This is a genomic window from Photobacterium sp. 270122K (genome assembly GCF_059941365.1).
Map to the genome: position 1 here is coordinate 259574 of NZ_JBPOEN010000007.1, position 13074 is coordinate 272647.

Consider the following 13074-nt stretch of genomic DNA (forward strand, 5'->3'; position numbering starts at 1 on the left):
TGAAGCAGGTTTTTTTATGGTAAGCACCGAGAGCTTAGAATCTCGTAGCGAGTTTTCGAGTGTCTAGGGAAGGGGGAAGTGCAAGAAAAGCGGTTTTCTTTCCTAATAGGATCAGCTCTTGTTAGAATGGCGGCCACATAGCCAAGCTATAATACTTATCTAACCTTGATCGCGTTGCGAAACGCTTAGTGTAGAAGAACATCATGTCTCAGAATCAGCCTCAAGATACAGCCGGCCAAGCCGTGCGTTTGAACAAATTTATCAGTGATACAGGCTATTGCTCACGCCGTGAGGCGGACAAGCTTATTGATCAAGGAAGGGTGACCATCAATGGCACAGTGCCAGAGATGGGGGTGAAAGTTATGCCGGGTGACGACGTACTGGTTGACGACAAGCCACTGCGTACGAAAGAAGCGCCGATTTATATCGCGCTGAACAAGCCAACCGGGATCACCTGTACCACAGAGCGTCATATTGAAGATAACATCATTGACTTCATTGGCCACCGTAAGCGTATTTTCCCAATCGGTCGTTTGGATAAGCCGTCTGACGGTTTGATCTTCTTGACTAACGACGGTGACATCGTTAATAAAATTCTGCGCGCCGGCAACTCACACGAGAAAGAATATGTAGTGCGTGTCGATAAGCCGATTACGGACGAATTCATCGCCAAGATGGCTTCGGGTGTGGAAATTCTTGATACCGTGACGCTGCCATGTAAGGTCACCAAAGAAACCAACTACTCATTCCGTATCGTACTGACGCAAGGTCTGAACCGTCAGATCCGCCGTATGTGTGAAGCATTGGGTTACGACGTTTTCAAACTGCGCCGCGTGCGTATCATGAACATCAGTATTGATGGTTTGCCAAACGGCAAATGGCGTTACCTGACGGATGCTGAAATTGCTGAGATTCACAGCATGATTTCGGATTCCAGTAAGACAGAAGAAGCGTCACGTACAGATGCGCACGGACAGGATATCCAAAAAGCGACGGATGCGAAGCTGTACGACAGCCGTCAGCAAGCCTGTCGTGATGAAGACAAAATCAAATACAAAACCTACGACGGGAAAAGTGAGTTTAACCGTAAGCGTCAGCACAATGACCGTGACGGTAGCCGCTCTGATAACCGCCGCTCTGAGCCGCGCCGTAGTGAAAATCGCTATGCCGATAACCGCCGTTCTGACAGCCGTTCAGCGGATAATCGCGGTGCTGATAACCGTGGTCATGGCCGTTCAGAGCAGCGTAATGATACGCGTCAAGATCGTCGTCAGGACGCTCGTCACGATCAACGTCAAGATCAGCGTTCAAACACCCGCCCAGAGAACGGTCGTGGTAATGCAGTGCGTCCAGGCCGTGGTGTGCAACCTGGTCACCGTCGCCCATCTCGCGATGATGAAGCTGGCAGCCCGCGCAACGGTGGCTCAAGCAGCATCAAGAAATGGAAATCAAAGAAAGACGCTTAATAGACACATTGGTTGTGGAATCAGGCTTTTTTCAGTGAAAACAACGGGTACCTTCGGGTGCCCGTTTTTTTATTTTGCAGTTTTGCTGTAACGGAAGAGAATGCGGCGAGGCCGTACTGACGCCTTGTGAGGGGGAAGTGGTAATCACGACTTGCAATCGGTGCGTTGAATTAGCACTATGTACTCATTGATGAAAACAACAGCACACCGAAGGGTGATTGGTCGTTAACACGATGCGCCAAACGCGGTGAGCGATAAAAAAGACAGAGGAAGTAATGGCAGGCAATACAATAGGACAACTGTTTCGCGTGACCACGTTTGGCGAAAGTCACGGGCTCGCTTTGGGCTGTATCATTGATGGGTGCCCGCCAGGCCTTGCCTTGACGGAAGCCGACATGCAGCACGATCTCGATCGTCGCCGTCCGGGTACCTCAAAATACACGACACAACGCCGCGAACCGGATGAAGTAAAAATTCTGTCAGGGGTGTTTGAAGGACAAACCACTGGTACCTCCATTGGTCTGTTGATTGAAAATACCGATCAACGCTCAAAAGATTACTCCAACATTAAAGATGTGTTCCGTCCGGGGCATGCTGATTACACCTACCACCAAAAATACGGGGTACGTGACTACCGTGGTGGTGGCCGCTCGTCTGCCCGTGAAACCGCCATGCGTGTCGCGGCAGGTGCCGTGGCCAAAAAATACCTCAAGCAAGTACACGGCATTGAAGTGCGCGCGTATTTATCACAAATGGGTGATGTGACAATTGATACGGTCGACTGGGATCAAATCGAACAAAACGCCTTTTTCTGTCCCGATGCTGACAAAGTCGAGGCACTGGATGCCTTGATCCGCCAGCTAAAGAAAGACGGCGATTCCATTGGCGCGAAGCTGACGGTGGTGGCGCAAAATGTCCCTGTCGGGCTTGGTGAGCCAGTGTTTGATCGCTTAGATGCGGATATCGCCCACTCGTTAATGAGCATTAATGCCGTGAAAGGGGTCGAAATTGGGGATGGTTTTGATGTGATCGCGCAGCGTGGCAGTGAGCACCGTGATGCGATGACGCCAGACGGTTTCAAAACCAACCATGCGGGTGGCATTTTGGGGGGCATCTCTTCAGGGCAAGACATTGTGGCGCACATTGCTTTGAAACCGACCTCCAGTATTACTGTACCGGGTGAAACCATTACACGCCAAGGGGATACCACGGAAGTGATCACCAAAGGGCGTCATGATCCGTGTGTCGGGATCCGTGCGGTGCCGATTGCTGAAGCGATGTTGGCGATCACCTTGATGGATCATCTGCTGCGTCATCGTGGGCAAAATGCCGATGTGGTGACGGAAACGCCGAAGATCTAGAGTCTCGAAGATAAAGAGCGTCGAGATGCCAGAAAAATTGGCTGAAACAAAGATGTGCCTGCTCTTTTTTTGCGCGTGTTATACGGTTCTGGGGGGAAGCCGTATAGCGGCAAAGACGGTCAACACAAGGGGGAGGTGTGTTGACCGTCGTTTATGGCTTTACCCGAAGATGTTGCTTTGGCGCTTAGTGTTAGCCCTGGGACTTCGCACTGTCTTGCTTGGCTTCCACGTCATCAAAGTGGAACACCGGCAGACTCCAACTAAATTGTACGGCCGCGACACGAAGACTGAAGCCGACAACCAATGTTGCGATGGTCACGATGGTTTCATCAATGCCTAAGTAAAGCAGGCCGTAATACATCCCGCCCGCAATGAATGCCACAGAAGCGTAGAGTTCTTTGTGCAGTACCATCGGTGGACGACGAGTGATTAAATCACGCAGCAAACCACCAAATACGCCCGTCACCACGGCGGCAACAATACAGATCAACGGTGATAGCCCCATGTCCATCGCGACACGGCAACCAATAATGCTAAAGACAATCAAGCCGAGCGAATCGAGCAAGACAAAAACTTTGTGAAAACGTACAACCCAAGGGGCGACAAGGGTGGTAAACAGACCTGCAACGCAGGTGATCACCAAGTATTGTGGGTTAGCGACCCAGCCTAATGGGTAGTGGCCGAGCAGGATATCGCGAACGGTACCGCCGCCAATGGCCGTGGCGCTGGCGACCAGCATGACACCAAACCAGTCCATGTGACGTTTACCGGCGGCAAGTGCACCCGTCATGGCTTCCGCCGTGATCCCGATGATGTAAAGTGTGGTTAATAGCATGAATAAAATCGATGTTTAAAAGCGTATGCAAAGGATAAACGTATTCTAAGTCTCAGTTTTATCAGCGTCTAATGAATAGATTATGTGTATAGATGAAATAGATTCATGTCTTTAAAGGCGAGAAAACGGCTCTGAGACCCTATGGAACGTTGACGCTGTCGTGATGTGTGATGTGTGATGTTGTAGAAAGTGAGAGGGTGCGGGAATGGGAGTAAGCGATAAAGAAAAGGGGCAACCAACGTTGCCCCTTTGCAGGATATTATACAGTTTGATGGTATATCGCCCTTAGGGCCGAAGTACCATCGTACCGCTGTTGAAACCTTAGAAACGGTAGTTCGCCTGAACACCCACTAGCCATACGCTACCGGTAGTTTCACCGGTGATATTCGCCATGGTGTTGCCGCCCACTTCCAGATCTTCTGTCATTGGTGCATCTTTGGCGATGATGTAGGTAAAGCCTGCATCGAAGTTCAAGTTCTCAGAGTACTGGTAACCGGCACCCACACTTAGCCAGATGCGATCAGTTTCAGGGATCGTCTGGGTACGGTGCTCATCGCTTACCGCTGACATGTCGTATGCCACACCGGTACGCAATGCTAGCTTGCTGGTGTACTGGTAAGTCGTACCGACCGCGAAGCGGTAGTTGTCTTCCCAGTTTTCTTCTTTGATCAGGTCAGTGCCAGTACCGTAGCCAGGAATCTTCGCTTCCAGTTTGTCGAAGGTGCTCCAGTCGGTCCAGTTAACGCTGGCGTGCATTGCTAGCTTGTCAGTTAGCTGGTGGAAAGAGGCCAATTCAGCGGTGGCAGGTAGGGTTAATGCCATGCTGCCTGAGCGATTTTGGCCATAGATCACGCCAGACGCTTCGCCTTCTAGGTTCAGATCAACCGCTGAACGGTAGTTGAAGCCGATGCGGTTAGCGTCGTTGATCTGCCATGCGGCACCTAACTGCCAGCCCCACGCGGTGTCTTCACCTTCCATGTATTTCAGGTCTTTGCCTTCCATGGAATTGATCACGCCATCAAGGAACTTGTTGCCAGTGATTGTAGATGGCAGGTTACCCGGTACAGACGCACCAATGTGGCCTTCACCCATCACAAAACGGACACCGGCACCGACGCTGAATTGATCATTGATCTTGTAAGCGACGTTCGGGTTGATTTCAACAGAGAAAACGTTGGCTTGGTTGCCGAACATGGTACCGATGAAATCACCACCCAGTTCCGTTTCCATACCGTAGTTAGTTGCAAATGCTAGACCTAGCGCCCACTGCTCATTCAGACGATGTGAAAGATAGAAATTAGGAATGACAGCAGCATGCGCGATATCGCCCGCTTTTGTTGATGCTAGCGGTTTACCCATCACGCTCACATCACCTTCTACATCGATATTCGGATCAACATAGATAGCACCCACCGAAATCTGCGTACCTTCAAGGTAAGTCAGCATGGCAGGGTTGCGAAATTGTGCGCTGGCGTTGTCGGCCATGGCCGCTTCACCGGCAAATGCACGGCCAAGGCCGGTTGCAGAGTATTCTGCCAGCTGGAAACCCGCTGCCATTGTGTTGGCGCTAAAGCCCAGTGTAAGTGCCGCTGCTACAGAAAGCGTAATTTTATTCTTATTCATCAGTCTACAGTGTTCGCTGAAATTCAATAGCGCGGATCATACGCCTTAGAGTAATTGCTTTAAGTTGTTCTTTATGAAATTACTTAATTAAGTATTAAATGCTGGTTTATTTTATTTTTATGGTTTTATTAGTGGTAAAAAATAAACAATGAAATCTGGTCGGATGAGATTTCAGCGTACACGTGTCCAAGCGCAAACGTTTTTCAGCGACGCGTTGTTCACTGAAAGTGGGTGTTGAGAGGAAGGAGAGGGGGAAATGACAGGTCAATATTGCGTATAGCGTCGTAAAATTACGGAAATTTATGGCGATAATCGGCGAGATAACAAAAAGGGAGCCGAAGGCTCCCTTTTATAATACGAAACGATAGTGTTCGCTGAATTAGAATGAACGGCTGTACTGAATACCGTATAGCCATGCATTGGCACGGGTTGTCGCTTGGATACCAGAAATTGGAATTGGACCCGCTGTGGTATTTTCAGTCACGTCAACGTCTTTACCTACAAGGTAGGTGACACCAAAGTCGATGTTAGACTTGCTGTCTAGGTGGTAAGTGAAGCCGCCTGAGAACCATTGACGATCAGAGTCTGGTACAGAGATAGAGGTTTTCTGATCTTGCGCGCTGGTGTCGTACATGTAACCGGCACGTAGCGTCCAGTCGTTGTTCATGTAGTAGGTACCGCCCAGCGCATAGTGCCAACCGTCTTTCCAGTTGTAGGAGTTCAGCTCAGTGCCACCACTTGTTTCTAGCTTGTCAAAGGCGCTCCAACCGATCCACTGTACGCTATAGTGTACTGCGAACTGTTGGTTTAAACGGTGGTAACCAGAGAACTCGGCCATGTCAGGCAATGGCATAAGCAGTTTTTCGTTGCTGAGATCGCCACCACCAGTTTGGAAGTGGATATCACCTTCGGCTTCTAGCTCTGGGCTGTAGCGGTAAGACAAACCAAAGCGGTTATCTTCATTCAGTTCAAATACGGTACCCACGTTCCAACCCAGTGCAACACCGTCAGCATCGACATCCAGTAGAGGGCCTTTAACTTTCGTCATGGCACCAACCACATTTTCGATGGTCTTGTTTGAACGTTGTAACTTACCGGCACCGTAGATGATGTCTAGGCCGCCACCTACGCTCCATTGTTCATTGATGCGGTAGGCGGTGCTTAGCGCAAAGTTCACGCTTTTCACGTCCGTCAGGCCGCCATATTCGTTAGCTGCAAAGTTGTCGTCAAATTCAGTTTTCGTACCGAAGTTGGAGTACACGCCTGCACCCACGGTCCACTTTTCATTGATAGGGTGGATATAGTAGATATTCGGTACTAAAGCGGTATCACCAATTGACTGCTCGTCAAGGCTGGTCGGTTTAAACCCAGTAGAAAGGCCAGCATAGTTGGCATTTTTTACACTGATGTCGGTGCTAACGGCATTCAGACCCAGCGACAGGGCAGGCTTGTCAAACAAGGCCATTGCGGCGGCGTTACGTGACATCACTGACGCGTTATCTGCGATAACCGCATCACCGGCGAACGCACGGCCAAGGCCAGTTGCAGATTGTGCATTCAATTGGAAACCGGCCGCCAGTGCTTGCTGTGACGCCAGGGTGATGGCTGCTGCTACCATCGATTGTGTAAACAGACGCTTCTTGTTCATTTTATAGTTATTCCTAATGGTATTTTTTTGTTTTCTTCTACGTTCGAGCGCAGATTGGGGCAGATTGTATGGGGGCACAACAACGCATCAAATCTGACCAGTTAGCCAGTTTATCTGTTTTTTCATTTAAACTATTGAATAAATTGAGTATTTAAAATTTGAGTGACTTGTCAGTGGGTTAATAAAGCAGCAGGTTCGACGTTTTTTAGGTCAAAAAGCAGAATTAAGCGGTGTTTTATGAATAAGAGAGTTAAAAGGATACCTTAAAGGTATCCTTTTGGGGGCTAGATCTCCCAATTGAGATCGGACTTCAAGCGTTCTGCGACAGGGGTAACATCTTGCCCTTTTTCCCCGACAACAATGAGATCCGCTTGTTGAATGGGCAGGACAATGCCTTGCATGCGCTCGTCATTGAATGTGGTGGGGGTGGATCCGGCCGGGTTCGGCACCACAAAGACGGTGACCTTGCCTTGTGATGTGCCCAACACCATGTGCAGTGCATTTTTGTCACCGAATCCGCAATGGTTCACATAATAAATGTGACCGGGTAGTTGATCGAACTTCGACCCGAAGGGGGTCATTTTCGCGTTAACTTGACGCAGTGAGACCGCTTCATCAATGTGATCGACGAACGGTGATTCTTGATAAACATGATCAAGCGCGATCTGCGCCAGAGCCGGCGTCGCGTTCAGTGACGGGGCGGTGGTATTGAATTGGCCCAAGAAGAGTCCAGCAAGAAAAGCAACGGAAGCAGCAAGCCCAATGAACGCAGGCATGCGATAGCGCTTCGTGGCAGGTTGGCTGGTTTGGTGGAATAAGATGCGGTCGGCAAGATCATCGGGTACATCGACTTTCATGGCCTGTTCAAGTTTGCTGTCGAGAGCCAGTAACTCGTCAGAGAATTTACGGTTGGCCAAAGAGGCGTTACGCGTATCAATCATCTCTGCACTGTTATCGTTAGGATCTGCCAATAGACGTCGGCGAAATTCTAAATCATCCATTTTGTTGGCCCCTCCGCTCGGATTGCTGTTCTAATTGCTCTTTTAATTGGTTTCTAGCACGAAATAGTCGTGTCATGACGGTATTGCGGTTTAAGCCCAGAATATCGGCAATTTCCTCACCACTGAACCCCGCCATAATTTGCAGGACTAACGGCTCTCGGTACTCCGGTGCTAACTTCATGATTTGTTGACGAAGCATCTGTTGTTCCAGTTCCGCTTCATTACCTTGATGCTGGGTATCGGCAATGGCGTAATCATCAATATCCACCAAATCGAGCTGCTTACGCTCGAAACGACGGGCATTTTCACGGCGAAGTATGGTGATCAGCCACGATTTCGCGGCATTATCATCCTGCAGGCTATCTAATGACCGCCATGCGCGTAAACAGGTTTCCTGCACCAAATCTTCAGCAATGTGCTGATCATGGCACAGCCAGTAGGCATAACGGTATAAATCCCGATGCCAGGCCCTGACAAGGGCTTCATATCGTCTTTGTTTATTCATGTCTACAGAGACCGAGGCATCTGGTTTTTTCTTACGAAAAAATTGCTTAATCATAAATTTGCCCATCAACAGGTCGAATCACATCGGTATTTTGTTTGTTTTCGGCGTGATCCAGACGATTCATCCAATAATCCGCATTAAAATTGATCTGGTTCAAATTGTGTTTGGCTGAGAAAGCTATAGTAGTCCCTGTCATCTGGTCGTCAGTTGAGGCGTTTGTACCGAGGATTAGGTATACACATCGCGGCTGAGGATCTGTTGAGCAAGATGACAACTTCCTTTTGAAGGCTGACTTTACTTTCTCCTATCAGGCTTGCCTGATTTACAATTGGCTTTAGGTTAATTGACTTATTCTATACATGGATTGCTTTCCGTGTAGATTCTGACCATACCCTTTCGGTATGGTTTTTTTTTATCTTAGCATTGTGTTGTTCACTTTTTATCCTTCTTTTTCTTTATCCCTTTCTCATTTTTTAAACTCTTTTTTTGATTGTGTTAACAATAGTGTTACACTTATTTGTGGTCTGACCTCTATCGGGAATACACCATACAATCAATAAGGAGTTGCGATGACACGTCTCCAGAATCTCACCACCTCACACGGTGAACGTATCGCCATTGTCAGCGGATTGCGCACCCCTTTTGCCCGTCAAGCCACGGCGTTTGCAGAGGTGTCGGCATTAGACATGGGGAAAATGGTGGTTAATGGCTTACTGCAACAAACGGATATCGATCCTAAGCTGATTGATCAACTTGTGTTTGGTCAGGTGATCCAAATGCCGGAAGCGCCGAATATCGCCCGTGAAATCGTACTCGGCACCGGTATGAATGTGGGCACGGATGCGTACAGTGTCACCCGTGCTTGCGCCACCAGCTTTCAGGCCACAGTGAACGTGGCAGAAAGCATTTTGGCCGGCACCATTGATATCGGCATTGCGGGCGGGGCGGATTCCTCCTCGGTGTTGCCGATTGGCGTGTCAAAACGTATGGCGGCCACGCTACTGGCCTTGAGCAAAACCAAAACCTTACGCCAGAGATTGGCGCTGCTACGTACCCTCAGTATGAACGATCTGATGCCCGTTCCTCCCGCGGTGGCCGAGTATTCAACCGGACTCAGTATGGGGCAAACGGCAGAGCAAATGGCGAAAACCCACGGCATCACCCGAGAAACACAAGATGCCTTTGCCCACCGTTCACACACGCTTGCCGCCCAAGCCTGGCAATCTGGCGTGCTGCAAGACGAAGTCATGACGGCTTTTCCCGCGCCTTATCGCCAGTGGATAGACAAAGACAATAACATTCGCGAAGACAGCACCTTAGCGGCTTATGCTGCGCTACGTCCGGCGTTTGACCGCCAACACGGCAGTGTGACCGCCGCCAATGCGACACCGCTTACCGATGGGGCGGCCGCTATTTTGTTGATGCGGGAAGGGCGGGCCAAAGCGCTCGGGCTCACGCCGTTGGGTTACCTTCGCTCTTATGCATTTTCTGCCATTGGCGTCGAGCAGGACATGCTGATGGGACCGTCCTATGCGACGCCGTTAGCACTGGATCGGGCGGGGGTGACCTTGTCGGATCTTACCTTGATTGATATGCATGAAGCGTTCGCCGCACAAACTTTGGCGAACGTGAAGATGTTTGCCTCTCGCCAGTTTGCGCAAGAAAACCTCGGCCGTAGTGAGGCCATCGGCGAGATAGACATGGACAAGTTCAATGTATTGGGCGGCTCGATTGCTTACGGCCATCCGTTTGCGGCAACGGGCGCGCGGATGATCACTCAAACGTTACGTGAACTGCAACGACGCGGCGGTGGGTTAGCACTCAATACCGCGTGTGCGGCTGGGGGCTTAGGGGCGGCAATGATTTTGGAGGCAGAATAATGGCAGAGTTAACTTCTTCAAGTGCGTCAAGCGCAGCAGATGTTTCGCAGGTGTCGCCGGACACCTCACCGCACACCTCAAATAGTGCCTTTTCATTGTCTTACACCGATGACGGCCTGGCGTGGCTGTGCATGGATGTGCCCAATGAAACCATGAATACCCTGCAGTCGGCCTTTTCCGAGCAGGTGAGCGCGGTATTGGCTGAACTGGAAGCACGCAGTGATATTCAGGGCATGGTGGTTTACTCCGGTAAGCCGGATAACTTCATTGCCGGGGCGGATATTCACATGTTAGCGGCCTGCGAAACCGCCGAGGAGGCGCAAGCGTTGGCAGAAAAAGGCCAGCAGTTGTTCGCCGCGCTCGAACAGTTACCGTTTCATACGGTGGCGGCGATCCATGGCCCTTGTTTGGGCGGCGGGTTAGAGCTGGCGTTGGCATGCCACAGTCGCGTGTGTACGGAGGATCCAATCACTCGCTTGGGCTTGCCCGAAGTGCAATTGGGTTTATTGCCCGGATCGGGCGGGACTCAGCGGTTACCGCGCTTGATTGGCGTCGCGGCGGCACTGGATATGATCCTGACCGGTAAAGCGTTACGCGCCAAGAAAGCTAAAAAGCTGGGCGTGGTGGATGACGTTGTGCCACACAGTATTTTGTTAGCGGTGGCTGCTCAGCGGGCGCTAACGCCTAAACCTAAACGCCATTTGTCGCTCTCGGCGCGTGCCATGGGGGGCAATGCGTTAGGGCGCTCACTGGTGTTTGAACAGGCGGCGAAAAAAACGCAGGAAAAAACCCGCGGTAATTACCCAGCCACAACGGCCATTCTGGACGTGGTGAAATTTGGCTTAGAGCACGGTGTTGAAAAAGGGTTCGCACACGAAGCCAAGCGCTTTGGTGAGCTAGTGATGAGCCCCGAATCGGCCGCTTTGCGCAGTATTTTCTTTGCCACCACGGCGATGAAAAAAGAGAGCGGCGCAGAAGCTGAACCCTTGCAGATGTCACGCATTGGTGTACTGGGCGGAGGCTTAATGGGCGGCGGGATCAGCCACGTCACGGCGGCCAAAGCTGGTTATCCGGTACAGATTAAAGATATCAGCAATGACGGTATTCTCAATGCCATGGGCTATCACTATGGCTTGTTAGAGAAGCAACGCAAACGCAAGCTATTACGTAAAACACAGGTGCAGCAGCAGATGCTCAGTGTGTCCGGTGGGATCACCTATCGGGGCTTTGAGCGACTGGATGTGGTGATTGAAGCGGTGTTTGAAGACTTAGCTCTGAAGCGCCAGATGGTGCAAGACGTGGAAGCGGAGGCCAAACCAGAGACCATTTTTGCCACCAATACCTCATCGTTACCGATCCACCAGATCGCAGAGGGCGCGGCCCGGCCTGAAAATGTCATCGGTTTGCACTATTTCAGTCCGGTAGAAAAAATGCCTCTGGTGGAAGTGATCCCGCATTCAGACACCTCGGCACGCACCATCGCCACGGTAGTGAAACTGGCCAAGCAGCAGGGCAAAACGCCGATTGTGGTGGGGGACAGCGCGGGGTTTTATGTGAACCGTATTCTGGCGCCGTACATGAATGAAGCGGCGCAGATTTTGTTGGCTGGTGAGCCGATAGACCATCTGGATCTGGCGTTGTTGGACTTTGGTTTTCCGGTAGGGCCGATCACCTTGCTCGATGAAGTCGGGATCGACATTGGGGCAAAAATCACGCCGATTCTAGTGCGTGAATTGGGGGATCGTTTTCAGGGGCCGGATGTGTTTGAAGTCTTGCTCAATGACGGGCGTAAAGGGCGCAAGAGTGGCAAAGGGTTTTATCGCTATAGCAAGCGTGATCAGCGCAAGAAGAAAACGGTCGATAGCAGTGTGTATGCATTGTTAGGGATCAGACCTGAACGCAAGACCGAGGGTGCGGTATTGGCAATGCGTTGTACCTTGATGATGCTCAATGAAGCGGCTCGCTGTCTCGATGAAGGGGTGATCCGCTCAGTGCGTGATGGGGATATCGGGGCGATTTTTGGTATCGGTTTTCCCCCGTTTTTAGGCGGGCCGTTCCGTTATATGGATCAGTTGGGGATCGCCAATGTGGTGGCGCAATTGTATCAACATGCGGATTTATATGGAGAACGCTTCTTGCCTTGCGATCGGCTGGTGGCGATGGCGCAAGCCGGGCTGACGTATTATCCCGATGCCCAGCCGAATGTGGTGGCGTTAACTGAGCCGGTAACGCCGACCCCGAGTTAATGGTGAGGAGAGAGATCCACCACTTTTAAGCGAAAACGGGGTTCAAAGTAACGGGGGCGAAGTAGGTGATAGGCCAGCATCGCCCCCAGCAAGGCAATGAAGACATTGATACTGGTAAGTAAGACCAATGGCGCGGTGATCAGAGCAATAAACAGCACGGCGTACAACATGATATCCATTTCATGATGGGCAATGGCACAGTGGCAATGCGGGCACTCAAAGAATTCTTCATAAGCGTTGAGCGCAGGCACGGTGATCGTTTGTTGGCAATGTGGACATACAGCAGGCATGGCTGACAACGCTCCTCTAACAGGTAAACAAAACAAACGTGGCCGAGTATCGGCGTAGTAGGTGTCCATACCTAAGAGGCGCCAGATCTGCTGTCAGAGCGGGTGCCGAGTGCAAGCTTGTGATATTACACAGGGTGCAATATCTTGTCGTGTTGCACAAAATAGTGACGGATATCATCCAGTATTTATATGTAAATTGCTAGGGCAAACTGTGAATGC

Annotated in this window: 10 protein-coding genes; 4 read left to right on the top strand and 6 right to left on the bottom strand. The window is 50.6% G+C overall.

The features are described from left to right. The first annotated feature begins 203 nt into the window (after positions 1-203). Both rluF and aroC read left to right on the top strand, forming a co-directional pair. A complete protein-coding gene (rluF, locus tag ACSF8W_RS14550; protein ID WP_500847983.1) occupies positions 204-1466 on the top strand; it encodes a 23S rRNA pseudouridine(2604) synthase RluF in 1263 nt (420 codons plus the stop codon). Between the two features lie 275 nt (positions 1467-1741). Then, positions 1742-2827: a chorismate synthase gene (gene aroC, locus ACSF8W_RS14555; protein WP_428479063.1), complete on the top strand. Its 1086-nt coding sequence runs from the start codon at positions 1742-1744 to the stop codon at positions 2825-2827. 190 nt (positions 2828-3017) lie between these two features. On the opposite strand, the gene ACSF8W_RS14560 is transcribed toward aroC, so the two are convergent. The 5 genes from ACSF8W_RS14560 to ACSF8W_RS14580 all read right to left on the bottom strand — a co-directional run bounded on the left by ACSF8W_RS14560 (position 3018) and on the right by ACSF8W_RS14580 (position 8493). Next, positions 3018-3662, bottom strand: coding sequence for a trimeric intracellular cation channel family protein (locus ACSF8W_RS14560; protein WP_500847984.1), 645 nt, complete (start codon positions 3660-3662; stop codon positions 3018-3020). A gap of 321 nt (positions 3663-3983) precedes the next feature. Beyond that, positions 3984-5285 (bottom strand): outer membrane protein transport protein, encoded by a 1302-nt coding sequence (locus tag ACSF8W_RS14565; protein WP_500847985.1) that lies wholly within the window; start codon positions 5283-5285, stop codon positions 3984-3986. 379 nt (positions 5286-5664) lie between these two features. Continuing rightward, positions 5665-6933, bottom strand: coding sequence for an outer membrane protein transport protein (locus tag ACSF8W_RS14570; RefSeq protein ID WP_500847986.1), 1269 nt, complete (start codon positions 6931-6933; stop codon positions 5665-5667). Positions 6934-7217: 284 nt separating this feature from the next. Then, the gene (locus ACSF8W_RS14575; protein ID WP_500847987.1) at positions 7218-7934 is read right to left on the bottom strand and encodes a DUF3379 domain-containing protein; all 717 of its coding nucleotides are present in this window, start codon (positions 7932-7934) and stop codon (positions 7218-7220) included. Beyond that, positions 7927-8493, bottom strand: a complete 567-nt coding sequence (locus ACSF8W_RS14580; RefSeq protein WP_428479068.1) for a sigma-70 family RNA polymerase sigma factor — start codon at positions 8491-8493, stop codon at positions 7927-7929. The genes ACSF8W_RS14575 and ACSF8W_RS14580 overlap by 8 nt, the downstream gene beginning before the upstream one ends. Before the next feature lie 515 nt (positions 8494-9008). Here ACSF8W_RS14580 and fadI point away from each other — a divergent pair. Together fadI and fadJ are read left to right on the top strand one after the other, a co-directional pair. After that, on the top strand, positions 9009-10319 hold the full coding sequence (gene fadI / locus ACSF8W_RS14585; RefSeq protein ID WP_500847988.1) for an acetyl-CoA C-acyltransferase FadI: 1311 nt from the start codon (positions 9009-9011) through the stop codon (positions 10317-10319). After that, entirely contained in the window at positions 10319-12565 is a 2247-nt protein-coding gene (fadJ, locus tag ACSF8W_RS14590; RefSeq protein WP_500847989.1) for a fatty acid oxidation complex subunit alpha FadJ, read from the top strand. The genes fadI and fadJ overlap by 1 nt, the downstream gene beginning before the upstream one ends. Here fadJ and ACSF8W_RS14595 read toward each other — a convergent pair. Further along, positions 12562-12855, bottom strand: coding sequence for a hypothetical protein (locus ACSF8W_RS14595; protein WP_500847990.1), 294 nt, complete (start codon positions 12853-12855; stop codon positions 12562-12564). The two genes, fadJ and ACSF8W_RS14595, sit on opposite strands and share 4 nt — an antisense overlap. Positions 12856-13074 lie beyond the last annotated feature (219 nt).